The organism is Candidatus Pelagibacter sp. PS_11 (assembly GCF_059417975.1).
The window spans coordinates 182,484-207,549 of record NZ_CM182075.1; the positions used below are offsets into that span (position 1 = coordinate 182,484).

The window sequence follows — 25,066 nt, forward strand, 5'->3', positions numbered from 1 at the left end:
TTTATATTTTTTTGACATATTCCATAGTTCTCGTATCAACTATGATCTTATCTCCGCTTTCAATAAATGGAGGGACTTGAATATTCACTCCATTATCTAAAGTTGCGGGTTTGTAAGAAGAAGAAACTGTTTGCCCCTTTAAAGCAACATCAGTTGTATCAACTGTGCACGTTACTTGATTAGGCAATTCAACAGTTAAAGGTTTTTCGTTATAAAAACTTATACTGACTTCTAAGTTTTCAGTTAACATTTTACCTTTTTCTCCAATTGTTTCTTTTTTAATATTTATTTGTTCATAAGATTTTGGGTCCATGAAATAATAATCAGTTTCATCGCTATAAAGATAATTAAATTTTGTTTCATCTAATGAAGCTTTTTCAACAGACTCACTTGATCTAAATCTTTCATTTAATTTTGTATTTTTATTCACACTTTTCATTTCAACTTGAGCAAAGGCACCACCTTTTCCAGGCTTAACATGTTGTGTCTTTAAAACTTGCCAAAGATCATTCTTATATTCAATTAACATTCCAACTCTAATTTCACTTGCGTATAATTTCATTTTAATTTTCTAATAGCTTCTAATGGTTTGTATTTTTTATTATTCCAAATGTAGCCTGAAATAGCCAAAAAGTTAGCTTTATTCAATAAAAGTTTTTTATAATTACTAAGCTTTATACCTCCAATAGCCACAATTGGTAAGGAGGTTATTTTTTTTATAAATTTTAATATAGTTAAACTAGCCCTATGTTTAACTGTTTTTGTTTTAGTTGCATAAAATGCACCAAAAGCTAAATAATCAGCACCATCATTAATAGCTCTCTTTGCTAGATTAATAGAATTATGACAGGTCACACCAATAATTTTGTTCTTTAATATTTTTCTAGCTTTTATTAAGTCCATATCTTTTTGACCTAAATGACAACCGTCTGCATTTAGTTTTTTAGCAAGTAGAGGGTCGTCGTTGATTAAAAATTTAACTTTGTACTTATTACAAATTTTCTTAATTTTTTTTCCAATAATTAGTTTATTTAAATTTGTTTCTTTTTTAAGCCTTAGTTGAAAAAAACTTATTTTTTTTGAACTTAATACAAGAGCTAAATCATTGTAAAAATTTATATCAGTTATTTTATTTGGAGAAATTAGATAAACAAATTTCTTATTTATTTTATTCTGCTTCAAGTTCTTTTGACCATTTGCCTTGAGCTGCGAGTGTGCACATATTTGCTCTATGGTTGAAGACTTTTTGAGTGCCACTAGTATTATTAATGTCTTTTGACCAAAATTTAAGTGCACTTTGTTGTAAGGCTCTACCATATGAATAAGTCATAATAAAATTTGTGTCATTATGTTTATTGATTAGGTTTAAATTCTCTGTTGCTTCTATTTCTGTTTGTCCACCAGATAAAAAAGCAATTCCTGGTACGTCAGTTGGTACATTTTCTCTTAAGCACTTTAGGGTAAGTTTTGCAACTTCTTCACTTGATATTTTTTTATCAGAAGTAGTTCCTGCTAAAATCATATTAGGCTTTAAAATTACTCCACTTAAATCTATTTTATTAATTATTAATTCTTCAAAGCATTTTTTAATAACTTCAGAAGTTTTATTAAAACAAGTTTCAGCAGAATGATCTCCATCCATTAACACTTCAGGTTCTACAATTGGAACCATTCCACATTCTTGGACTAAAGCTGAATATCTTGCCAGTGCATGAGCATTAGAGTGCATGGATAGTTTGCTTGGATATTTATCTGAAATATTATAAACACCTCTCCACTTTGTAAATCTTGCTCCAAGCTTGTAATAGTCTTGTAGTCTTTCTCTTAAGCAATCTAAACCTTCTGTAATTTTTTCTTCATTAGAGCCTGCCAAAATTTTTGCACCTGTATCAACTTTAATTCCTGGAACTGCTCCAGACTTAGAAATTAATTCTGGAATAGTCTGCTTCAAGTTAGATGTTTGGTTGATAGTTTCATCATACAAAATAACACCACCAATAAAATCTTTCATCCCACTTGATGAGAAAAGAGTTTCTCTAAATAAAAGTCTATTTTCTGGGTTGGAAGGTACATTAACGGACTCTAATCTTTTAGTCATGGTTCCATTGCTTTCGTCTGCTGCAAGGATTCCTTTGCCATTAGATAGTATTTTTAATGCAATTTTATTAAGTTCCGACATGTTAATTAAGAGCCTTTATACCAGGAAGTTCTTTACCTTCAAGATATTCTAAAAAAGCACCACCCGCAGTTGAAACAAAATTAAAATTATTAATTGCCCCAATACCATTCAAAAGAGAAACAGTATCACCACCACCTGCAACTGAGTAAATTGTATTACTCTTATTTTTTTCAATAATCTTTTTTGCTATTTCAATACTTCCTTTAGCAAAATTAGGGTTTTCAAAATAACCTGCAGGCCCATTCCATAAGATAGTACTACTTTCTTCAATTAATGAATTAATAGCTTTAATTGTCTTGGGACCAATATCTAAAATTAACTCGTCTTTAGAAATATTATTTAGTTCCTTTATTTTAGCTGATCCATCTAAGTTTTTCCCTACAGCAACATCTTCAGGGTAAATTATCTTACAGTTTTCTTTTTTTGATAAAGAAAATATTTCTTCAATAATTTTATCACAATTATCTTCTTGAATAGATTTTCCAATTTTGTATCCTTTATATCTAAGTAAATTATTAGCCATCCCACCAACTATTATAATATTATCAAATTTAGCAATTAAATTCTTAATGATATTAATTTTAGAAGATATTTTAGACCCCCCTATAATGCATGTTATAGGTCTTTGAATTTCAGATGTAATTTTAGTTAGTGCATCAATTTCTAAATTTAATTGAAGGCCAGCGTATGAAGGAATAAATTTAGTGATTTCAAAAATTGAAGCATGAGCTCTATGCGAACATGAGAAAGCATCATTAACATAAATATCAGCTAGACTTGCTAAATGCTTTGCAAAACTATTATCATTTTTTTCTTCTTCTTCATAAAATCTAAGATTTTCAAGTATTACAATTTTTTCATTATGTTCATTAAATAAATCAGTAGAGTTAATTTCTTTTATATTTTTTGAAACTAATTTTATATTTTGGTTTAGTTTATTTTTTAGGTCTTCACATATTGGTTTAAGGGAGAGTTCACTTACAACTTTGCCCTTGGGTCTACCCACATGAGATAGTATAATTATCTTTGCTTCACTTTTTAATAAAAAATTAATAATAGGTAAAATTTTATCTATTCGAGTGGTGTCAGTAATTTTTCCATTATTTAATGGAACATTTAAATCCAACCTAAGTAATACTTTTTTTTGATTAAGATTAGTCTCGTCTTGAATATTTCTCATTAAGAAATTTGATGAAGATGTTCTGCTATGTCACACATTCTATTTGAAAAGCCCCATTCATTATCATACCACGCTGAAATTTTTCCCATATTTTTACCAACCACATTAGTCAAAGACAAATCAACAATTGCTGAAGCTGAATTATGATTAAAATCAATTGAAACTAATTTTTCTAATGTAACTTCTAAAACTTTCTTTGATTGTTCTTTAGAGGCGATAGTAAATGCCTCATTAATTGTCTCTTTGCTCATCTCTTTTTTTGTACAAAAAACTAGTTCTATAAGGGAAACATTAGGAGTTGGCACTCTCATTGCAATGCCTTCAAGTTTTCCTTTTAATGAAGGTATAATCTCACCGATTGCTTTTGAAGCACCCGTAGAAGTTGGCACAATAGATTGACTGGCAGATCTTGCTCTTCTAGGATCTTTATGAGAATTGTCCAAAATTCTTTGGTCACTTGTGAAAGCATGAATAGTTGTCATAAACCCTTTTTCAATTTCAAAAGTTTCATTTAAAATATTAGCCACAGGTGCAAGACAGTTAGTTGTACAAGATGCCGCAGAAATAATTTGATCATCTTTTGTCAAAATATTTTCATTTACTCCATAGACAATTGTCTTATCAGCATTTTTGCATGGAGCTGAAACTATAACTTTTTTAGCCCCATTTTTTATATGAGTTAATAATTTTTCTTTTGAATTAAATTTTCCAGTACATTCAAAAACATAATCAACATCAAATTTTTTCCAGTTAATATCTTCAATATTAGATTCTTGTGAAAATGTTATTTTATTATTATTAATAATTAAATGTTTTTCATCATAATCTAAATCTGCATTAAATTTACCATGAATAGAATCGTATTTGATTAAAGAACAGCTGGCTTCAGAGTTTGATCGGTTATTGATGTGTTTGATTTTTATGTTTTTATTTTGGCTTTCAATGATAGCTCTAATTACCATTCTACCAATTCTTCCCATTCCATTGATACCAACTTTTATTGTCATATTTAACTCTTTATTAGTTTTTTTGCTTTTTGTGAAATATTTTGAACTGTTAATCCAAAATATTTATAAATTTCTTTGTAGGGTGCACTTTTACCGAATGTATCAATTCCAAAAGCTAAACCCTCAGTTCCAATATATTTTTTCCAGCAATCTGTTGAAGCTGCTTCAATAGATATTTTAAATTTTGCTTCATTAAGTATTTTTTTCTTATATGATTTTGACTGTAAATCAAAAATATCTTGGCATGGTACTGATATAACTTTAGAATAAATTTTATCTTTGGCTAATTTATGGCTAGTCTCAATTGCTAAATTAACCTCAGAACCACTGGCAAATATTGTTAAATTAATTTTTTTATTTGTTCTTAAAACCTCGTAAGCTCCAAAAGAACATTTATTTATATTTGAATATTTTTTTCTAATAGGTTCAAGATTTTGTCTGGTTAAAGATAACACACTTGGTGTCTTCAAATTTTTTAATGCTAGTTCCCAACACTCGATAGTTTCCATTCTGTCTGCTGGTCTAAAAACATTTAAATTAGGAATAGATCTTAATCCAGACAGTTGTTCTATAGGTTGGTGTGTGGGTCCATCTTCCCCTAAACCAATTGAGTCGTGGGTCATTACATAAATAACTCGCTGTTGCATCAAAGCAGATAAACGAATGGAAGGTTTACAATAATCAGAAAATATTAAAAAGGTTCCGCCATATGGAATAAATTTACTATGAAGTGCTAAACCATTCATTATTCCTGCCATGGCGTGCTCCCTAACACCATAGTGAATATAATCACCATTAAAATTAACAGAATTAATAGCGTTATGATGTTTAGTTTTAGTGTTATTAGATCCTGCTAAGTCAGCTGAACCACCAATTAACGTATTATTTTCTCTCGTAAGAGCATTAAGAGTTAATTCAGAAGCTTTTCTTGAGGCTAGACTTTTGTTTTCTCTAAGAGAATTTTGTTTTTCACTTTTAAAAGCTTTAGAGAAATTATTTTTAAAAACTTTATCTACTAAATTTTTTTTTCTTTTGTAAATTTTACTCCATGCAGAATCAAGTTTTGCACCCTTATTACCAATTTTTCTCCACTCATTCAAAATACTTTTAGGAATTTCAAAAGGTTTGTGTTTCCAATCTAATACTTTTCTAACTAATTTGATTTCATCTAAGCCAATAGGGCTACCGTGCGAAGAGGCTTTACCAGATTTATTAGGTGAGCCATAACCAATTTTTGTTTTGCATGAAATAACTGTTGGTCTTTTAGCATTTTGAACTTTTTTTAATGTTGAAAAAATTTCTCTTTCGTTATGACCATTGATTAGTATGTAATCCCAACCATAACTTTCAAATCTCTTCTTGAAATTATCTGAAACCGCCAAGCTAGTTGGTCCATCAATAGATATTGAATTGTTATCAAAAAGCATAACTAGATTTTTTAACTTTAAGTGTCCCGCTAAACTCATTGCTTCATGGCTAATGCCTTCCATTAAACATCCATCTCCAGCTAAAACATAAGTTTTATGGTTTATTGTTTCTTTACCTAGTTTTTGCTTCAAAATTTCCTCTGCAATAGCGAAACCAACTGAATTAGCAATTCCTTGTCCAAGAGGACCTGTCGTAGTTTCAATACCAGTACCAGGGTGATACTCAGGATGACCCGCACAAATAGATTTTAATTGTCTAAAATTTTTAATATCATTCAAAGAAATACTTTTGTACCCAGTTAAATGTAATAAAGAGTAAAGAAGCATAGATCCATGACCAGCAGATAAAACAAATCTGTCTCTATTTATCCAGTTAGGATTTTTTGGATTAAATCTAAGAAAACTTTTAAATAAAACTGTTGCTACGTCTGCCATACCCATTGGCATTCCAGGATGACCCGAATTTGCCTTTTGCACAGCATCTATAGATAAAAACCTTATTGCGTTTGATAAATCTTTATGTAATTTGTTCAAAAATATCCTATCTAGACTTAGAAGACTCAATTTAATAATATAAATATATATATATGAAAACAGACAGTGAAAAAGAAAAAAAGCTCAGTTTTGCACTTAATAAATTGAAGAGTTTGAATTTACAAAACCCAACGCTAAAGTCTAATTTAGAAAACTTAAACATTCAAAAAAATCAATTAGAAATTGAAAAAAAACAAATAGAAGAAAAATATCAAAATTTAGAAAGTGAATACAAAGCTCTTAATCAAAAATTAGAAAATATTAACCAGCAAAAAATAGAAGAACAAAAAAAAGAGACAGAATTTTCAGAAAAAATAGATGAATTAAATCAAGAAACAGATACTTTATTAGAAGAAATAGACAAATGGCAAATGTAAATATTAAATTTAATGGCAAAGAGTTTCTTCTATCTTGTGATGATGGACAGGAAGAGCATTTAGAAGAATTGTTAACTCATATTAATGAAAAATTTAGCAATTTAAAGAATGACCTTGGAAACATAGGAGAAAATAAACTTTTATTGATCACTTCAGTTCAAATAATGGATGAATATTTTGAAACTAAAAAAAAAGTAGAACAAAAAAAAACTGAATTACAGAATTTATCAAATAAATTTAGAGAATTGAAGTCATTAGTTTATGATTACAGAGATAGAAAAGAAGAAGAGATGAAGGAACTTCAACAAGATCATGAAAGTTTTAAAAAAGAAATAGAAAAAAATAAAGAAGATTATGAAAAAATAATCGAAGCTGCAGCAGATGAAATTGAAAATTTTGTTGAAAAAGCAAATTTAGAAAATCCAATTCAGTAGATTTGTGTTAAAATCTGAATTAAGAAAAAAAATTCTTAAAGTAAGAAAAAAATTTAATACAAAAAATATTCAGCTTAATTTTAAGCAAATTGTAAAAATTCTTAAAAAAGAAAAGATAACCAATCAGATTATTATAGGTGGATACTATCCGGTAAACTTTGAGATAGATGACTTGACACTGTTAAGAAAATTTAAAAAGAATAAATTTAATATTTCTTTGCCCATAATTAAGAAAAACTTTCAAATGAATTTTTATTCATGGTCATTTTCTGAGCCTTTAAAAATAAATAAATATGGAATACCTGAACCGGAAGCTAAAAATATAGTATACCCTGACGTTTTATTAATTCCCTTGGTAGCATTTGATAAAAATTTAAATAGGCTTGGATATGGAGGTGGATACTACGATAGATTAATTGAAAAATTATCAAAAAAAAAAATTATCATAAAGATAGGTTTGGCTTTTTCAATTCAAGAAATTGATAAAGTACCAACTAATATGTATGATCAAAAATTAGATTATATTGTAACAAATAAAAATATTATAAAATGAAAATACTCTTTTTAGGTGATGTAGTTGGCATTTCAGGACGGTCAATGGTTTTGAATAATTTACTATCAAAAATTAAAGATGAAAAAATCGATTTTGTAGTTGTTAATGGTGAGAATGCAGCTGACTCAGGTGTTGGTCTTACAGAGGAAATATGTAAAGATTTTTTTAACTGTGGTGTAGATGTTATTACAACGGGTAATCATGTATGGGATCAAAAAGAAACAATGTCTCATATTGAAAAAGAAAATCGACTTCTAAGACCTAAAAATTTATTTGAACCATCTCCAGGAAAAGGCTTTGGAATATTTACTGCTAAAAATGAGATGAGAGTAGGGGTGCTTAATTTGATGGGAAATGTTTTTATGAAGAAATGTGAAGATGTATTTGAAGCAGCTGAAAAATTTATGAAAAAATATAAGCTTAAAGAGGATTATGATTTTTTATTAGTCGATTTTCATGGTGAAATAACAAGTGAAAAGTCAGCTATGGGACATTTTTTTGATGGTAAAGCAACATTGGTTGTTGGAACTCACACGCATATTCCAACAAATGATACTAGAATATTAAAAGGTGGTACTGCTTATCAAACTGATGCAGGAATGTGTGGTGATTATGACTCAGTTATTGGAATGAATAAAGAAAATTCAATTAATAGATTTTTAAAAAAAAAGTCCACAAAGCACTTTCCAGCAATTGGTGAAGCTAGTTTGTGTGGTGTGATTGTTGAATGTGATGTAGAAACAGGGTTAGCAAAAACTGTAAAAAATTTTATACATGGAGGAGAATTAAAAAATTCTCAATAATTATTATGTCGGGTCATTCAAAATGGGCAAGTATAAAACACTCTAAAGGAAAAGCAGACAAACAAAGATCTAAAGTATTTTCAAAATTATCTAAAGAGATAAGTGTAGCAGCAAAACTAGGTGATAAAGATCCTGCGATGAACCCAAGACTCAGATCTGCAATTCAAGCCGCAAAATCAGCCAACATGCCAAAAGATAATATTGAAAGAGCTATTGCCAAATCTTCGGTTAATTCTGAAACAAATTATGAAAATTTAAGATATGAAGGATTTGGTCCAGATAAAATAGCTGTAATTGTGGAAGCACTAACTGACAATAAAAACAGAACAGCTTCCAATGTTAGATCTATATTTTTAAAAAGTGGTGGCAATTTAGGAACTCAGGGATCTGCTTCACATAACTTTAATCAGTTAGGGATTATTAAAATTGATAAAAAAGAAATCTCAGATGAACAAATTTTTGAACTAGCAATTGAATCTGGTGCAGATGAGTGTATTTCAAATGATGAATTTCATGAAATTCAATGTCCTATGAGTGAAATTTATAATGTAAAAAAAAATTTAGAAAAAACAATTGCAAATTTTATTTCAACTGAGATTGAATGGGTTCCTTTAAATAGTGTAGATGTTGAAAAAGATAAAGTGGAAGCTGCAATAGAGTTTTTAGAAACATTAGAAGATGATGATGATGTTCAAAGTGTTTATTCAAATATAAATTTTAAGAATAGCTAATGCTTATTATTGGAATAGACCCAGGCATAACAGGTTCTATTTGTTTTTTTCAAGATGGTAAAATAGTTGATGTTATTGAAATGCCCAATATGCCTGAAGGGAAAAAAAATAAAAAACAAGTTAATGGTGCTCAAATTTATTACGAAATTTCTTCAAGAATTAAGGATATAAAAAAGGAAGATATCAAAGTTATAATTGAACAAGTATCAGCTATGCCAGGTCAAGGTGTTACTAGTATGTTTAATTTTGGACAATCGTTTGGTATTTTAAAAGGAATTTGTTCTGCAATGCAATTACCGATGTATTTTGTAAGACCGACAAAATGGAAAAAGTATTTTAACCTTATTAATTCAGAAAAAGACGCCAGTAGAACAAAAGCAATAGAGGTATTTCCTTATTTTTCATCAGAGTTATCAAGAAAAAAAGACTCAAATAAAGCTGATGCGATATTGATTGCTAGCTTTTATTACGAAACTTATAAACTAGAAGAATAAATAAAGACTTTAAAAGTCAAAATCATGACACATTTAAGTGTGAAACCTTCAATATGGAAGCTGATATTACATCTCAAGCAGTAGGCCTTGCCTCAAATACCGATTTTTCCTTGTGGAGTTTATTTTTAAGAGCAGATTTTATTGTAAAGTCAGTAATACTTATGTTGATTGGCTGCTCTATATATTCATGGGCCGTTATTATTGAAAAATTTAGACTGTTTAAAAAAATTAATTTAGAGTCTGAGGAATTTGAAGAAAAATTTTGGAAATCAAAATCAGCTGAAACTTTTTACAATAGTTTGCCAGCTGATGTAGAAAACCCTACAGCTTTATTGTTTAAAGATACAATGCAAAGTTTATTAAAAGCCAAAAGTAAAACTAACCTAAATGAAAGAATGGCAAGCATACTTGAGGTTAATATTGAAAAACAAATTTCAAAAATAGACAAAGGTTTTACTTTTTTGGCAACAGTTGGTTCAACTGCACCTTTTATAGGTTTGTTTGGAACTGTATGGGGAATAATGAACTCATTCCAATCTATAGCAATCTCAAGAAATACAAGTTTGGCAATTGTAGCACCAGGAATAGCTGAAGCCTTATTTGCAACTGCACTCGGATTATTAGCAGCAATACCTGCAGTTGTTGCCTATAACAAATTTAATAACGACTCAAAAAAATATTCACAAAGATTAGAAAATTTTTCTAAAAGATTTTTATCAATAATATAAAATGGCTTTTAATCTCAAACGTTCATCAAAAGAGCCTATGAGTGAAATAAATGTCACTCCATTTGTTGATGTAATGTTGGTGTTATTAATTATATTTATGGTAACAGCACCATTATTAACAGTTGGAATACAAGTTGATCTACCTGAAAGTTCTGCAGACTCATTACCTGAAGAATTAGAACCATTAACATTATCTATAAATTCTAAAGGTGAAATATTTATTCAAGAATCTAAAGTTGAGTATGATAAAATTATTGCAAAGATTTTAGCTGTATCTAAAAATAGAACAGACACTAGAATTTATGTTCGAGGAGACAAATCTATAAACTATGGTAGAGTTTTAGAAATAATGGGAATGCTATCTGGCTCTGGCTTTACTAAAGTAGCATTAATTTCTGAGCCATATAAAGAGAGGTAACTAAAGTGAATAGAAATATTGTTATTTCTTTTGGGCTTCATATATTTCTTGTGGTAATCACAGCTATGAGCTTACCATTCCTTGCTAAAAAACCGATTGATCTTCCTCCGATTATATCAGTTGAGTTGATTCAAATCACAGACAAAACTAATATTCCTTTTGCACCAAAAGCAAAAAAAATAATAGAGAAAGTTAAAGAAAAAGAAAAAAAATTAGTTTCTGAACAGGCACCACCAAAAAAAATAAAAAAACAAAAGCCAGATGCCGTTCCATTACCAGATGAAAAAATAGAAAAAATAAAGAAAATTAAGGATGAAAAACAAAACCCTGAAAAAGAAGAAACAGAAATTAAACAAATTTCAGAATTTGAAAAAAAAGAACTATTTGACACTAATAGTATTGCTGCATTAATCGATAAATCTAAGACTGAGAGTGCAGAAACAAATAAAAAATCCAATAAAGTTACTCAAGATCAAGATAAAGATATGGATTTTTCAGGATTAACTTTAAGTGAAGAAGATGCTCTAAAAGCTCAAATTTTTGGTTGTTGGAGTATTCCTCTAGGGTTACCGTTTAATGAAGATTTATTAGTTAGAATTAAGTTACAATTAAAGCCAGATGGTTCTATTATAAAAACAGAGATTCTTGATCATGCTAGAATGAATAGGCCTGGACAGGGATTTTATAAAGTATTAGCTGAAAGTGCATTAAGAGCGATAAAGCTTTGCCAACCTCTTAGAGTGCCTAGTGCAGGTTACGAAAGATGGAAAGATATGCAGCTAAATTTTGATGCTAGAGAAATGTTAGAAGGATAAAAATGTTATTAAGATATTTATTTATAGTACTTATTATTATTCCTATTAAAGCTTTTGCTTTAATTGAAGTTGATATTACTAGAGGAAATTTAAATCCTCTACCAGTAGCTGTATCCCCTTTATCAATAGATAATAAATCAAAAGAAAATTTTAAAAAAATTTTAAAACAAGAAGACCTAGGATCAGAAATTTCAATAGTTGTTGAGAATAATTTAAGACAATCTGGTCTATTTAATCCACTAGACAAAAATGCATTTCTTCAAGAACCAGATGTAGCCAATTTAAAACCAAGGTTTGAGGATTGGAATTTAATTAAAGCACAAGCTCTAGTAACAGGCAAAGTTACGTTTGTAGATGAAAAATTAAGAGTAGAATTTAGATTATGGGATGTTTTAGCTGGAAAAGAAATGATGGCTTTAGCATTTACTACTGTTCCTAGTAACTGGAGAAGAGTAGGTCATATTATTACAGATAAGGTGTATGAACGCTTAACTGGAGAAAAAGGTTATTTTGATACTAGAATAATATACGTTTCTGAAGAAGGTCCTAAAACTAAAAGAATAAAAAAATTAGCAATAATGGACCAAGATGGTTTTAATAATAAATATTTAACACTTGGAAATGAATTAGTTTTAACACCAAGATTTAGCCCAACAAATCAGATGGTCACATATCTTTCTTATTTCAGAAATTTACCTAGGGTATATTTATTAGATATTGAAACTGGAATGCAAGAAGTAGTCGGAGATTTTCCTGGAATGACATTTGCCCCAAGGTTTTCACCTGATGGAAAAAAAATTATAATGAGTTTTGCTAAAGATGGCAATTCTGATATTTATACTATGGATCTTGAAAACAGAATTGTTGAAAGAATTACCAATCATCCATCAATTGATACATCACCCTCTTACTCACCAGATGGAAAACGAATTACTTTTAACTCAGACAGAAGTGGCTACCAACAAATTTATGTAATGGATAGTAATGGAAAAAATGTTAAGAGAATCTCATTTGGGAATGGTTTGTATGGAACTCCAGTGTGGTCTCCAAGAGGTGATTTAATTGCATTTACAAAGCTTCATAAAGGAAAATTTTATATTGGAGTAATGAGAACAGATGGAACTGGTGAAAGACTCCTAACAGAGAACTTTTATCAAGAAGCTCCATCATGGTCACCAAATGGAAGGGTTCTTATCTTTTATAGAGAAACTAAGACTAACTCTAAAGGAGAGGGATTTTCAGCCAAATTATGGTCTATTGATTTAACAGGGTACAATGAAAAGATGGTTGAAACTGAAACTGATGCTTCTGACCCATCTTGGTCGTCTTTATTAAGCAATTAGTCTCAATTTTACTTGATTTTTAACTTGAAAGGTCTAATTAAATATGAAAAATATAAAGTATTACAAAACAAGGATCAAGGAGCAACAATGAACTTAAGCAAGATTTTAAAAAATGGATTTCTAATTGTTTTAGCAAGTTTAGTATTAACTGCTTGTGCTACAAAAAAAACAACAACAGGACAAATGCAAGGTGATGTTTATACAGGAACAGATACTGTTGAATATTTAGCTTCTGGTGTTCCAGATAGAGTTTTCTTTGCAACAAATGAAACTGTACTTACAACAGCTTCAAGAGAAACTTTAAGAAAACAAGCTGCATGGTTAAGAAAAAATTCAGATATTAATGTTGTATTAGAAGGGCATGCTGATGAAAGAGGTACAAGAGAGTACAACTTAGCATTAGGTGAAAGAAGAGCTAATTCAGCAAAAGACTATTTAATGACATATGGAATTTCTTCAGACAGAATTTCTGTATTAAGTTATGGTAAAGAAAGACCAGTAGATTCTGGATCTAACCCTTTAGCATGGTCTAAAAATAGAAGATCAGTTACTGTTAAAGCGAACTAATCAATTTAATAAATTATAAAAGACCCTATCACATTTGTGAATAGGGTCTTTTTTTTGCCATCATTATAATTACTACTCAATTTATTATGTTTAATTATAAAAAAATAATTCGATTAAAATTAATATTAGTCTTTATATTTTTTCCAAATATTATTTTTGCTGATAATCATAATGTAAATGAAATATTAGAGTTAATTCAAAAAGATTTAAAAACCCTGGAAAAAGCTGTTTACTCAGGGTCAATTAATTCAAATAGTCAAACAGGCACAAACGAAAACTCTGAAGATGTTTTAACAAGACATCTTCTAAAATTGTCTGATGTTGAAAAACAATTTCAAGAACTGACTAATAAGTTTGAAGAAATTAATTTCAAGTTAGATAAATTATCAAATAGGCTTTCTAAGGTTCAAGCAGATAACCAAATTAGATTTCAAGATCTGGAAAATACTTTATCATCTGGAGAAATTGGAAAAAAATTAACTTCAATACCAAAGGAACAAGTAGACAAAACTTTACCAGGCTCTTCACAACCTCAAGACTTAGGGTCTATTTCATATAAAGATACAGAAAGTGAAGAAACTAGTCAGCAAATACAATCAGTAGAAACTACTTCATCAATAGTGACAGAAAACTTTGAATCAGAAAAAAATATACTTCCAAATGCTACTCCAGAAAAACAATATGAATTTGCAACTAGTTTTTTAAAGGTAGGTGATTACAGCACTGCAGAGAGAGCTTTTAGAGAATTTGTGATAAATAATTCAGAGCATAAATTGGCAGGCAATGCTCAATATTGGTATGCTGAAACATTTAGAATAAGACAACTTTATACAGATGCAGCTACTGCTTATCTTGAAGGATATCAAAAATATCCAAAAGGTGAGAAGGCTCCTATAAATTTATTAAAACTTGGTGTATCAATGGTTCAAATAGGAGAAAAAGAGCAAGGTTGTAAAATGATTGTGGGGGTTGAAGAGCAATATCCTAAAGCAAATCAATCTGTGCTTCAAAAAGCAAAATATGAATCAAAAAAGTTTGAGTGTTCAAAACAAAACTCATAAACAAATTCTTAGTTTTTTAAAAGATCGAAAAATCTCAAAAGTTTATAGTGAATTCTCTTCCTCTTTAAATTCTGGGGAAAATTTAGCAGTAGCAGTTTCGGGTGGACCCGATAGTTTGGCACTGGCTTACTTGGCTAAATGCTATTCAATAAAAAATAAAATAAAAGTTAAATTTTTTTTAGTTGATCATAGACTTAGAACTGAGTCGACAAAGGAAGCAACGTTAGTAAAAAAAATTTTACAAAAAATTGGTATTACATGCAAAGTATTAAGCTGGAAAGGAAAAAAACCTTCTAGAAATATTCAATCTTTAGCAAGAGTAGCAAGATATTCTTTACTATCAAAAGAATGTAAAAAAAATAATATTAAGCACTTATTATTAGGACATCATTCAAATGATTTAGTTGAAAATTTTTTAATTAGAGTGGTTAGAGGGAGTGGACTAAATGGATTGGTATCTTTTAACAAAAGTGTAAAATATAAAGATGAGGATCTAAATATTTTAAGACCATTACTAAACTTAAAAAAAAATGATTTAATTAATATTTCTAAAATAGTATTTAAATTTTTTATTAAAGATCCATCTAATATTAACGAGATATATAAAAGAACAAGAATTAGAACTTTATTAGAATCTCTTGAAAGAGAGGGATTGGACTTAAAAAAACTAAAATTAACCATTGATAATTTAAGAGACTCAGACAAATCAATTAAGTTTTATGTTAACAAAAATTTGAAGGATAATTCTACACATATTAAAACAAAAGATACTTATATTTTAAGTCATAATTTTTTTGATCAATCGCATGAAGTTGTTTTTAGATCTTTGACATTTGTTATTCAAAAAATAGGAAAAAAATACTATCCTGTTAGAGGAAAAAGTATCAACGAACTGATTAACCGAATTATCCTAAAGACATTTTCAAAAATAACTTTAGGAGGTTGTTTTGTTGAAAGAGTTAATGAGACCATATTAATTTCAAGGGAAAACACTAATAAAGTTAAGGTTTTGTAACAATTTGACACTTGTTTAATTAATAATAATTATTATCTTATAACTATGAATATGAAGAATTTAGCAATGTGGGCAGTAATTGTTTTTCTAACAATAGGCCTTTATAATATGTTTAAGAACCCTCAAGCTAATGTGGGCAAAGGTAATTCTATTATATTTTCAGAATTTTTATCAGAAGTTGATAATGGTGGAGTTATAAAAGTTGATATTCAAGGAAACAATATTAGAGGAGTATTAGCTAATGGAAATACTTTTTCTACTTATTCACCGAATTATCCAAATTTAATTGAGAAGCTATCTGAAAAAGGGGTAAGTATATCAGCTGCTCCTCTAGAAGATAAGATGCCGTCTTTGTTTGGTGTTTTATTGTCGTGGTTTCCGATGTTGTTACTAATCGCTGTTTGGATTTTCTTTATGAGACAGATGCAGGGTGGCAAAGGTGGAGCCATGGGTTTTGGAAAATCTAAGGCAAAGATGATGAATGAATTAAAAGGTAAAGTTACTTTTGATGATGTCGCTGGAGTAGAAGAGGCTAAAGAAGAAGTAGAAGAAGTTGTTCAATTTTTAAAAGATCCTAAAAAGTTTAGTAGACTTGGTGGAAAAATACCAAGAGGATGTTTATTAGTTGGCCAACCTGGAACAGGTAAAACTTTACTTGCTAGAGCTATAGCTGGGGAAGCAGGAGTTCCGTTCTTTACAATATCAGGATCAGATTTTGTTGAAATGTTTGTGGGTGTTGGAGCCTCAAGAGTTAGAGACATGTTTGAACAAGGTAAAAAAAATTCACCCTGTATTATTTTTATAGATGAGATAGATGCTGTTGGAAGAAGTAGAGGTGCTGGTCTTGGAGGAGGTAACGATGAAAGAGAGCAAACTTTAAACCAGTTATTAGTTGAAATGGACGGTTTTGATACGAATGAAGGTGTAATAATTATTGCCGCTACAAATAGACCTGATGTATTAGACCCAGCATTATTACGACCAGGTAGATTTGATAGACAGGTAGTTGTTGGACTTCCAGATATAATAGGAAGAGAAAAAGTATTAAAAGTTCATGTTAAAAAAATTAAAATGGCACCTGATGTAAATTTAAGAACAGTAGCTAGAGGAACCCCAGGTTTTTCAGGTGCAGATTTAGCAAATATAGTTAATGAAGCGGCATTACTTGCTGCAAGAAAAAATAAAAGACTAGTTACTCTAACTGAGTTTGAAGAAGCAAGAGATAAAGTGATGATGGGATCAGAAAGAAGATCCATGGTCATGACAGAAGAAGAAAAAACATTAACAGCTTACCACGAAGCTGGACATGCAATAGTAACTATCAATGAGGATGCAGCTCATCCAATTCATAAGGCAACAATCATTCCAAGAGGTAGAGCCTTAGGAATGGTTATGCAACTACCTGAGAGAGATCAGCTATCTCAAACAAGAGAGCAGCTTCATGCTCAATTAGCTATAGCTATGGGTGGAAGAGTAGCAGAAGAAATCATATTTGGTGAAGATAAAGTTACAACTGGTGCATCTAGTGATATTGAACAAGCAACTCAAAGAGCAAGAGCCATGGTAATGCAAGCGGGCCTTAGCAAAGAGTTGGGACCAGTTGCTTATGGTTCGAATGAAGAAGAAGTATTTTTAGGAAGGTCTGTTGCGAGAACTCAAAATATGTCTGAAGAAACTGCAAAAAAAGTAGACTCAGAAATTAGAAAAATTGTCGATAAAGGTTATGAAAGAGCAAGAACAGTTTTAACTGAAAAAATTGATGATCTGCACAAATTAGCCAAAGCTCTCTTAACATATGAAACACTTACCGGTGAAGAAATAGAAAACCTGATTAATAAAAATATATATCCAAGCAATAAAGAGGATTTAAAAGTTGAAGATGAAGATAAAGGTTCAGCTTTAAGTTCAATGGGTCTTAAGCCGAAAATAGTTCATTAATACTAAATGAAAAAATATTACACAAGAGCGTGTAATTTTGCTTATGGTCAATTTTCAATTGATTTAGTTAGAAAAAAAAAATCTCCCACTAAATGGTAATAAGAAAATTTCGTTTGGACAAATTGAAATTCTTACACGAACTTCTATCAAAAAAATTGATCTTAAAGATATAAAAAAGTTACCCAAACTACTGAAAGAAAAAATTAATAAAGATCTCAAGATAATTGTTAAAAAAAATAAAAATTTTTCAAGTTTAAATTTTAATAAAATACCTAATATAATGGGTATATTAAATTTAACACCGGATAGTTTTTCTGATGGGGGTAAATTTAATAAAAAGAAAAAAGGAATATCTCATGCAAAGAATTTATTTAAATCCGGAGCAGATATTATTGATGTTGGTGGAGAATCAACAAGACCTGGATCTAAACCTGTAAGTAAAAAGGAAGAATGGAATAGAATAAAAGAAATATTAAAAGATGTTAATAAAAAAATTCCACTATCATTAGATACAAGAAAATCAGAAATTATGCTTAAAGGGATTAAGTTAGGAGTTAAACTTATAAATGATGTGTCAGGTCTAAGTTATGACCTTAAAACAGTTAAGGTATTGATAAAAAGCAAAACTCCATTTGTCATTCAACATTCACAAGGAACACCAGAAAAAATGCAAAAAAACCCTAAGTACAAAAATGAATTATTAGATATTTATGATTTTTTTGAACAAAAGATTAAATTTTTAAGATCCAAGGGTATAAAACATAATAATATTGTAATTGATCCAGGAATTGGTTTTGGAAAAAATTTGAAACATAATATGAATTTAATTAGAAGCGTTTCTATTTTTCATACTCTTGGTTTTCCTATATTACTTGGACTTTCTAGGAAAAAATTCATTAAGGATTTATCTGGAAAAAATGATAGCAAGGAAAGATTAGGTGGAACAGTAGCTTCTTCCATGTATGCAATAATGCAAGGAGTTCAAATTCTAAGAATTCATGATGTGAATGAATTAAGACAAAGTATAAAGGTGTTTAAAGAATTAATTAAAAACTAATGGCAAAAAAATATTTTGGAACAGATGGAATAAGAGGTGCCGTTAATAGTAAAAATATTAATGGAGACATGTTTTTTAAATTTGCTCTTGCAACAGGAACTTACTTCAAAACTCAAAAAAAAAAGAAACAAATAGCAATAATTGCTAAAGATACGAGACTCTCAGGGTATAGTTTGGAACCTGCGTTAGTATCAGGACTTACATCGGCTGGTATGCATGTTTATACATTAGGCCCACTTCCAACCAATGGCTTAGCAATGCTCACAAAAAGTATGAAAGCTAATATGGGAATTATGATTACAGCATCTCATAACCCATATCATGACAATGGGTTAAAATTATTTGGACCTGATGGGTTAAAACTGTCAAATAAAATTGAAAAGAAAATTGAAACTTTAATTGATCAAAAGATTGAAAAATCTTTATCAAAACCAAAAAAATTGGGTCGTGTAAAAAGGTTAGAAACTGCAAATAAAGATTATATAAAAATTTTAAAAAGTAATTTACCAAAAGATTTTAATCTAAGAGGTTTAAGAATAGTAATTGATTGCGCAAATGGGGCTGGATATAAGGCAGGACCTGAATTATTAAAATCTTTAGGTGCTAAAGTATTTTCAATTGGAATAAATCCTAATGGTCTTAATATTAATAAAAATTGTGGATCTACTTTTCCAAATAAAATCAGATTGGCAGTAAAGAAATATAAAGCACATTTAGGAATTTCACTTGATGGAGATGCCGACAGAATCATTATGTGTGATGAAAAAGGTATTGTAATTGATGGAGATCAAATAATTGCCGCAATAGCAATGAGATGGAAAAGAAAAAAAATGTTAAAAGGAGGTGTAGTTGGCACGTTAATGTCTAACTATGGATTAGAAAAGTTTTTTAAACTACATAATATAAAATTCTTAAGATCAAATGTAGGAGATCGCTTTGTAAAAGAGAAAATGCAAAAAAATAATTTTAATTTAGGTGGTGAGCAATCTGGGCATATTATTCTAGGCAAATTTGCAACCACTGGAGATGGCTTATTAGTTGCTTTAGAAGTTTTATTTTCATTAAGAAAAGGAAAAAAAGCTAGTAGTTTTTTTAATACCTTTAAGAAAACTCCACAAATATTAGAAAATATTGATGTTAAAGACAAAAATATAATTAAAAATATTGATATTAAAAATTCTATAAAATCAGCAGAAAAATTAATTAAAGGTCAAGGTAGAATATTAGTTAGAAGCTCAGGAACGGAGTCTAAAATCAGAGTAATGGGAGAGAGTGATAATATTAAATTGCTTCAAAAATGTTTGAAAATCATTTTAAGAAAAATTAAATAAATTGAAACCAAAATCTAAAATATTAGTTATTGCTGGATCAGATTCATCTGGTGGTGCTGGCATCCAAGCTGATATTAAAACTATCACAGCTTTAGGTTCGTATGCAATGACAGCAATAACAGCTGTCACAATCCAAAATACAACAGGTGTAAAATCAATAGTACCAATTGATCCTAAGGAAATTTCAAATCAAATAGAATTTACCTCAAAAGATATTAAACCTGATGCCATAAAAATTGGAATGTTGCATTCTACAAAAGTAATAAAATCAGTAATTCATTCATTAAATCTTATTAAAGTTAAAAAAATAATTTTAGATCCTGTTATGGTAGCTAAAGGTGGCGCAAAACTTATTGATGATAAGGCAATTCAGTTATTAAAAAATGAATTAATTAAAAAAGTTAGCCTAATTACTCCAAATATTCCAGAAGCTGAAATATTAACTAAAACTAAAATAAGAACAAAAGAAGATATGATTTTTGCTGCCAGCATACTAATAAAATTAGGAGCAAAAAATGTTTTTATAAAAGGTGGTCATTTAGAATCTAAAATCGTCCAAGATATTTTTGTAAACAAAAATGAAATTTTCATTATAAAAAATAAAAGAATTACAACCAGGAATACACATGGCACTGGTTGCACCCTTTCTTCTGCTATTTCTACATTTTTTTCATGTGGAAAAACCTTAAAGAGATCTTGTGAGCTTGCAACTAAGTATGTACACAATTCAATAAATTCAAACCTTAAATTCGGTAAAGGTCATGGGCCTATCAACCATTTAAGTTCAGTAACAATAGAAAAAAAATTTAGATAATGAAAAATGTTGTAGTTGTTGGATCTCAATGGGGTGACGAAGGAAAAGGTAAAATAGTCGACTGGCTATCAGACCAAGCAGATGTTGTTATTCGTTTTCAAGGAGGACACAATGCTGGACACACATTAGTAATTGATGGAACAACTTATAAATTAAGATTACTACCTTCTGGAATTGTAAGAAAAAATAAAATTTCTATTATAGGAAATGGAGTTGTTGTTGACCCTTGGGCACTATTAGAGGAAATAGAGGAAATTAAATCTAAGGGTGTTGAGGTTAATGTGGATAATTTTATAATTTCAGAATCTGCAAATCTTATTTTACCATTTCATAGAGAGATGGATGAAATAAGAGAAGATGCTGCTGGAAAAGGAAAAATTGGAACAACAAGAAGAGGAATTGGGCCAGCCTATGAAGATAAAGTGGGAAGAAGATCAATCCGTGTTATGGATCTAAGATCTGAGACCAATCTAGACCATAGATTGGAAACAGTACTTCTTCATCATAATGCAATTAGAAAAGGGTTAGGTAAAAAAATTTTTGAAAAAGATAAACTTAAAGAAGAACTCTTAAAAATTGCTCCAGAAATATTAAAGTTTTCTCAACCTGTTTGGCTTAGAATTGATGAATTTAAAAAACAAAAAAAAAGAATATTATTTGAAGGTGCACAAGGAATACTACTAGATGTGGATCATGGAACGTACCCTTTTGTAACATCATCCAATACTGTTGCATCTGCGGCTGCAACAGGAACTGGTTGTGGTCCTAATTCTATTCATTATGTTCTTGGAATAACAAAAGCTTACACTACCAGAGTTGGTGAAGGACCTTTTCCAACTGAGTTAACAAATGATATTGGAGAATTGCTTGGTTCTAGAGGTAAAGAATTTGGGACTGTCACTAGTAGAAAAAGAAGGTGTGGTTGGTTTGATGGTGTTTTGGTTAGACAAACAATTAAAATTTCAGGCATAGACGGAATAGCATTAACTAAATTAGATGTTTTAGATGAATTAGATGAAATTAAGATGTGTGTCGAGTATGAGCTTGATGGTAAAAAAATGGATTACTTACCAGCTGCAGTTGAGGATCAGTTAAAAATTAAACCAATTTATAAAACTTTTCCTGGATGGAAAAGTTCTACACAAGGAATAAAGAATATTGAAAATTTACCAGAAAATGCAAAAAATTATATTTACGCATTAGAAGATTTTATTGGAACAAAAGTTTCAAGTATTTCAACAAGCCCTGAACGAGAAGATACTATTCTTTTAGAAAACCCTTTTGAGGTTTAGTTTGCTGGAAGTAGATTTTTAGATTTAGCAGATAATAACATGTGTTTTTGAAGCTTCTCAAATGCTTTATTTTCAATTTGTCTAACTCTTTCTCTGCTAATTTTGTATTTTTTACTTAAATCTTCAAGTGTTGTAGGTTCATCATTTAATCTTCTAGAGTATAAAATCTCTTTTTCTCTTTCATTAAGAATTTTTATAGAATCTTTAAGTAAGCTTTGTCTTTGACCCATTTCTTCTTGATGTGCAAATTTTAGATCATGGTCAAGCTCTTTATCTACTAACCAGTCTTGCCACTCATCACCATCTTCTCCAACTTGTGCATTTAAAGAAAATTCTTTTCCAGATAGTCTTCTGTTCATTGAAATTACTTCATCTTTGTTGACATCTAACTTGTTTGAAATTTCAGTTACATGCTCAGGTCTTAAATCACCTTCAGATTGAGGAGCGATTTGATTTTTAATTTTCTTTAAATTGAAAAATAATTTTTTTTGTGCAGTTGTTGTTCCTATTTTTACTAAGCTCCAAGATCTTAGAATATATTCCTGTATAGAAGCTCTAATCCACCACATGGCGTAAGTTGCTAGTCTAAATCCTTTCTCAGGTTCAAATTTTTTAACAGCTTGCATTAGTCCAACATTTCCTTCTGAAATCATTTCATTTACTGGAAGACCGTATCCTCTGTAACCCATCGCAATTTTTGCAACGAGTCTTAGATGACTAGTAACAAGTTTTTCTGCAGCTTTAACATTTCCTGTTGCCTTCCAATTTTTTGCAAGCATGTATTCTTCTTCTGCTGCCAGCATAGGAAATTTTTTAATTTGTTCCAGATAAGCTGATAAACCACCTTCATTAGAAAGTGCGGGAAGATTACTGTTCATTGTAGTACTCATAAGTTGTATTTATTTAATTGACTATAGTATTATTTCAAGGTTTTATTTGCCAGTATTTCTAAGCAATACTAAAATATTTTCAAGTTCATGTGGCAAAATTGAGGTAAAAACCATTTCCTCATTAGTTCTTGGGTGAATAAACCCCAATGTTTGAGCATGCAAAAATTGTCTATCTAATTTATAAATTAAATTTTCTAAATTAGTATCGATATTTTTAAGTTTTTTATATTTTTTTTTATATTTTCCATCACCCATAATACTATTACCCATATGTGTCATGTGAACTCTTATTTGATGCGTTCTTCCAGTTTCCAATCTGCATTCCACTAAGCTTAATGTAGGAGTTTTATCATTTTCAAAAATCTCAATTGTTTTGTAATTAGTGATTGCTCTTTTGCCTTTAGAATTGCTAACTTCCATCATCTGTCTATTTTTTGAGCTTCTAGTTATAAACGTATCAATTTTTCCAGAGGATGGTCTAAGTTTCCCCCAAATTAAAAGCTGATAAACTCTCGTAATTGTGTGCTCACTAAATTGATGTGATAAGTTTTCGTGTGTTTCATTATTTTTAGCAATAACTATTAATCCTGAAGTATCCTTGTCAATCCTATGAACTATGCCAGGCCTTAGTTCATCACCTATTGTGGATAACGAGTCCTTGTTATAATGCATTAAGGCGTTAACAATTGTTTCATCATAATTTCCTGCACCTGGATGCATGATTATACCTGCCGGCTTGTTGATTATTAACAAATCATCATCTTCATAGACAATTTGTAACTTAAAATTATATGGTTTTAATGATGCTTCTTTAGGTTCTGGAATTTGAAGATTTATCTCATCTCCACTCAGTACTTTTTTTGATGGACTATTAATAATTTGATCATTTATTTTTAATTTTTCTTTAAGAATTAAATTCTTAATTCTGGATCTGCTAATTAAGTTTTCTCTTTTATTAATGAATACATCAAGCCTGAGATTATTTTCATCTTCACCAACTATTAAATTAATGTTTTTTTCCATAAAATGTAATATTAATACTATATGCGCTTGTAGCTCAACTGGATAGAGCGCCTGACTTCGGATCAGGAGGTTCTGGGTTCGACTCCTAGCAGGCGCACCATAACCAAACAAAATGTCTAATACTTTGATGCCCTCCGCAATCTATCATTTATAGCTTTACCAAGTCCTATATTGGGAATCTTTTCCACAGCAATCGATTTATAACCCTCATTTTTTATTTTTCTTAGACACGAATAAAGATTTTTTGCTGCTTCATCTAAATTACTTTTCGAAGTTAAATAAAAATAGTTTTTGAATTTAGCTTTCTTTTTCTTAATTATTATAAAAGCTTCGTCATTTTTTGGTTTTGTGACGTTCATTCTTAAAGGAATACCAGGAGAGTAATGTAGCCGTGATTGGCCAGGAGCTATTTTTTTCTTAGGATTGGTAGATATATTCATCTTGAAACCTAAAGCTGTTTGAATTTTTGAAATATCTAGACCTCCTAATCTCAGTATAGTTGGTCTAGCTGTAAGATTAACTATTGTAGACTCTATTCCAATAGCGCAAGTACCTCCGTCTAAAATATATTTAATTTTATTACCGAATTCTTCTTTAACATCTTTTGCATTAACAGCACTTACTTTAGTTGTAATATTAGCACTAGGTGCAGCTAATGGATAATCTAGCTGTTTTAGTAAATTTTTAAATATTATGTGTTTTGGAAATCTTACTGCTAAACTTTTCTTATTATTAGTTACATATTTTGAAATCTTAGAGTTTTTTTTTAATTGTAATACGTATGTTATTGGGCCAGGTGAAAATTTTTTATAAAGTTTAATAAAATTATCATTTATCAAGCAATCTTTTTTAAGAGAATCGATATCGTGATAATGTACGATTAAAGGGTTGTTTTTTGGTCTCTTTTTTAAATTATAAATCTTATTTACTGCTGAATTCTTGTATGCATTCGCGGCTAGACCATAAACGGTTTCAGTAGGTACGCCAATACAGTAATTTTTATCAAGGTATTTTTTTGCTTTTTTGATATTTGATTGATTAGATTTCATGTATTA

27 protein-coding genes and 1 tRNA gene are annotated in these 25,066 nt (G+C 29.7%); 19 read left to right on the top strand and 9 right to left on the bottom strand.

Annotated elements, in window-relative coordinates; genetic code table 11:
* Position 1 precedes the first annotated feature (1 nt).
* Genes efp through tkt form a run of 6 tightly spaced genes read right to left on the bottom strand, consistent with a single transcriptional unit; the run spans position 2 to position 6,327 of the window.
* Complete coding sequence (efp, locus tag AC5SLT_RS00990; RefSeq protein WP_018413868.1) at positions 2–562, bottom strand: elongation factor P; 561 nt, start codon at positions 560–562, stop codon at positions 2–4.
* Positions 559–1,182, bottom strand: coding sequence for a thiamine phosphate synthase (gene thiE, locus AC5SLT_RS00995; RefSeq protein ID WP_494592111.1), 624 nt, complete (start codon positions 1,180–1,182; stop codon positions 559–561). The genes efp and thiE overlap by 4 nt, the downstream gene beginning before the upstream one ends.
* Positions 1,169–2,179: a class I fructose-bisphosphate aldolase gene (locus tag AC5SLT_RS01000; protein WP_494592113.1), complete on the bottom strand. Its 1,011-nt coding sequence runs from the start codon at positions 2,177–2,179 to the stop codon at positions 1,169–1,171. Before AC5SLT_RS01000 ends, thiE begins: the two co-directional genes overlap by 14 nt.
* A 1-nt stretch (position 2,180) precedes the next feature.
* Positions 2,181–3,359: a phosphoglycerate kinase gene (locus AC5SLT_RS01005; RefSeq protein WP_494592115.1), complete on the bottom strand. Its 1,179-nt coding sequence runs from the start codon at positions 3,357–3,359 to the stop codon at positions 2,181–2,183.
* Positions 3,359–4,366, bottom strand: coding sequence for a type I glyceraldehyde-3-phosphate dehydrogenase (gene gap, locus AC5SLT_RS01010; protein ID WP_494592116.1), 1,008 nt, complete (start codon positions 4,364–4,366; stop codon positions 3,359–3,361). The genes AC5SLT_RS01005 and gap overlap by 1 nt, the downstream gene beginning before the upstream one ends.
* A gap of 2 nt (positions 4,367–4,368) precedes the next feature.
* Entirely contained in the window at positions 4,369–6,327 is a 1,959-nt protein-coding gene (tkt, locus tag AC5SLT_RS01015) for a transketolase (protein WP_494592118.1), read from the bottom strand.
* 53 nt (positions 6,328–6,380) lie between these two features.
* On the opposite strand from tkt, the gene AC5SLT_RS01020 reads away from it, so the two are divergent.
* The 18 genes from AC5SLT_RS01020 to AC5SLT_RS01105 all read left to right on the top strand — a co-directional run bounded on the left by AC5SLT_RS01020 (position 6,381) and on the right by AC5SLT_RS01105 (position 22,098).
* Positions 6,381–6,704, top strand: coding sequence for a 5-formyltetrahydrofolate cyclo-ligase (locus AC5SLT_RS01020; protein ID WP_494577046.1), 324 nt, complete (start codon positions 6,381–6,383; stop codon positions 6,702–6,704).
* Complete coding sequence (locus tag AC5SLT_RS01025) at positions 6,692–7,138, top strand: cell division protein ZapA (protein ID WP_018413875.1); 447 nt, start codon at positions 6,692–6,694, stop codon at positions 7,136–7,138. Before AC5SLT_RS01020 ends, AC5SLT_RS01025 begins: the two co-directional genes overlap by 13 nt.
* Positions 7,139–7,142: 4 nt before the next feature.
* Positions 7,143–7,691 (top strand): 5-formyltetrahydrofolate cyclo-ligase, encoded by a 549-nt coding sequence (locus AC5SLT_RS01030; RefSeq protein WP_494592120.1) that lies wholly within the window; start codon positions 7,143–7,145, stop codon positions 7,689–7,691.
* Positions 7,688–8,494 carry a TIGR00282 family metallophosphoesterase gene (locus tag AC5SLT_RS01035; RefSeq protein WP_271479850.1) on the top strand — a complete coding sequence of 269 codons (807 nt, stop codon included), beginning with the start codon at positions 7,688–7,690 and terminating at the stop codon, positions 8,492–8,494. Before AC5SLT_RS01030 ends, AC5SLT_RS01035 begins: the two co-directional genes overlap by 4 nt.
* 5 nt (positions 8,495–8,499) lie before the next feature.
* Positions 8,500–9,225 carry a YebC/PmpR family DNA-binding transcriptional regulator gene (locus tag AC5SLT_RS01040; RefSeq protein ID WP_494592122.1) on the top strand — a complete coding sequence of 242 codons (726 nt, stop codon included), beginning with the start codon at positions 8,500–8,502 and terminating at the stop codon, positions 9,223–9,225.
* Entirely contained in the window at positions 9,225–9,719 is a 495-nt protein-coding gene (locus AC5SLT_RS01045; protein ID WP_494592123.1) for a crossover junction endodeoxyribonuclease, read from the top strand. Before AC5SLT_RS01040 ends, AC5SLT_RS01045 begins: the two co-directional genes overlap by 1 nt.
* Positions 9,720–9,772: 53 nt before the next feature.
* Positions 9,773–10,447: a protein TolQ gene (gene tolQ / locus AC5SLT_RS01050; protein ID WP_018413880.1), complete on the top strand. Its 675-nt coding sequence runs from the start codon at positions 9,773–9,775 to the stop codon at positions 10,445–10,447.
* A gap of 1 nt (position 10,448) precedes the next feature.
* Positions 10,449–10,865, top strand: coding sequence for a protein TolR (gene tolR / locus AC5SLT_RS01055; RefSeq protein WP_006997309.1), 417 nt, complete (start codon positions 10,449–10,451; stop codon positions 10,863–10,865).
* 5 nt (positions 10,866–10,870) lie between these two features.
* The gene (tolA, locus tag AC5SLT_RS01060) at positions 10,871–11,680 is read left to right on the top strand and encodes a cell envelope integrity protein TolA (RefSeq protein ID WP_494592125.1); all 810 of its coding nucleotides are present in this window, start codon (positions 10,871–10,873) and stop codon (positions 11,678–11,680) included.
* Between the two features lie 2 nt (positions 11,681–11,682).
* The gene (tolB, locus tag AC5SLT_RS01065; RefSeq protein WP_494592126.1) at positions 11,683–13,023 is read left to right on the top strand and encodes a Tol-Pal system beta propeller repeat protein TolB; all 1,341 of its coding nucleotides are present in this window, start codon (positions 11,683–11,685) and stop codon (positions 13,021–13,023) included.
* Between the two features lie 24 nt (positions 13,024–13,047).
* Entirely contained in the window at positions 13,048–13,590 is a 543-nt protein-coding gene (pal, locus tag AC5SLT_RS01070; protein ID WP_494592128.1) for a peptidoglycan-associated lipoprotein Pal, read from the top strand.
* Positions 13,591–13,676: 86 nt separating this feature from the next.
* Positions 13,677–14,651 carry a tol-pal system protein YbgF gene (gene ybgF / locus AC5SLT_RS01075; protein WP_027306716.1) on the top strand — a complete coding sequence of 325 codons (975 nt, stop codon included), beginning with the start codon at positions 13,677–13,679 and terminating at the stop codon, positions 14,649–14,651.
* Positions 14,611–15,666 (top strand): tRNA lysidine(34) synthetase TilS, encoded by a 1,056-nt coding sequence (gene tilS / locus AC5SLT_RS01080; RefSeq protein ID WP_494592129.1) that lies wholly within the window; start codon positions 14,611–14,613, stop codon positions 15,664–15,666. The genes ybgF and tilS overlap by 41 nt, the downstream gene beginning before the upstream one ends.
* 51 nt (positions 15,667–15,717) lie before the next feature.
* Positions 15,718–17,604 carry an ATP-dependent zinc metalloprotease FtsH gene (ftsH, locus tag AC5SLT_RS01085; protein WP_271479875.1) on the top strand — a complete coding sequence of 629 codons (1,887 nt, stop codon included), beginning with the start codon at positions 15,718–15,720 and terminating at the stop codon, positions 17,602–17,604.
* A gap of 280 nt (positions 17,605–17,884) precedes the next feature.
* Entirely contained in the window at positions 17,885–18,661 is a 777-nt protein-coding gene (folP, locus tag AC5SLT_RS01090) for a dihydropteroate synthase (RefSeq protein WP_494575367.1), read from the top strand.
* Complete coding sequence (glmM, locus tag AC5SLT_RS01095) at positions 18,661–19,992, top strand: phosphoglucosamine mutase (protein ID WP_494575369.1); 1,332 nt, start codon at positions 18,661–18,663, stop codon at positions 19,990–19,992. Before folP ends, glmM begins: the two co-directional genes overlap by 1 nt.
* 1 nt (position 19,993) lies before the next feature.
* The gene (gene thiD, locus AC5SLT_RS01100) at positions 19,994–20,806 is read left to right on the top strand and encodes a bifunctional hydroxymethylpyrimidine kinase/phosphomethylpyrimidine kinase (RefSeq protein ID WP_006997300.1); all 813 of its coding nucleotides are present in this window, start codon (positions 19,994–19,996) and stop codon (positions 20,804–20,806) included.
* Positions 20,806–22,098 carry an adenylosuccinate synthase gene (locus AC5SLT_RS01105; RefSeq protein ID WP_018413887.1) on the top strand — a complete coding sequence of 431 codons (1,293 nt, stop codon included), beginning with the start codon at positions 20,806–20,808 and terminating at the stop codon, positions 22,096–22,098. The genes thiD and AC5SLT_RS01105 overlap by 1 nt, the downstream gene beginning before the upstream one ends.
* Here AC5SLT_RS01105 and rpoH read toward each other — a convergent pair.
* Both rpoH and AC5SLT_RS01115 read right to left on the bottom strand, forming a co-directional pair.
* Positions 22,095–22,976 (bottom strand): RNA polymerase sigma factor RpoH, encoded by an 882-nt coding sequence (gene rpoH, locus AC5SLT_RS01110; protein ID WP_494592131.1) that lies wholly within the window; start codon positions 22,974–22,976, stop codon positions 22,095–22,097. The two genes, AC5SLT_RS01105 and rpoH, sit on opposite strands and share 4 nt — an antisense overlap.
* A 54-nt stretch (positions 22,977–23,030) precedes the next feature.
* Positions 23,031–24,011, bottom strand: coding sequence for an RluA family pseudouridine synthase (locus tag AC5SLT_RS01115; protein ID WP_494592133.1), 981 nt, complete (start codon positions 24,009–24,011; stop codon positions 23,031–23,033).
* Positions 24,012–24,034: 23 nt separating this feature from the next.
* Here AC5SLT_RS01115 and AC5SLT_RS01120 point away from each other — a divergent pair.
* Positions 24,035–24,111: transfer RNA gene (locus AC5SLT_RS01120), tRNA-Arg, on the top strand.
* A gap of 16 nt (positions 24,112–24,127) precedes the next feature.
* Here the strand turns inward: AC5SLT_RS01120 and AC5SLT_RS01125 are convergent.
* Entirely contained in the window at positions 24,128–25,060 is a 933-nt protein-coding gene (locus AC5SLT_RS01125) for an L-threonylcarbamoyladenylate synthase (protein WP_494592135.1), read from the bottom strand.
* Positions 25,061–25,066 lie beyond the last annotated feature (6 nt).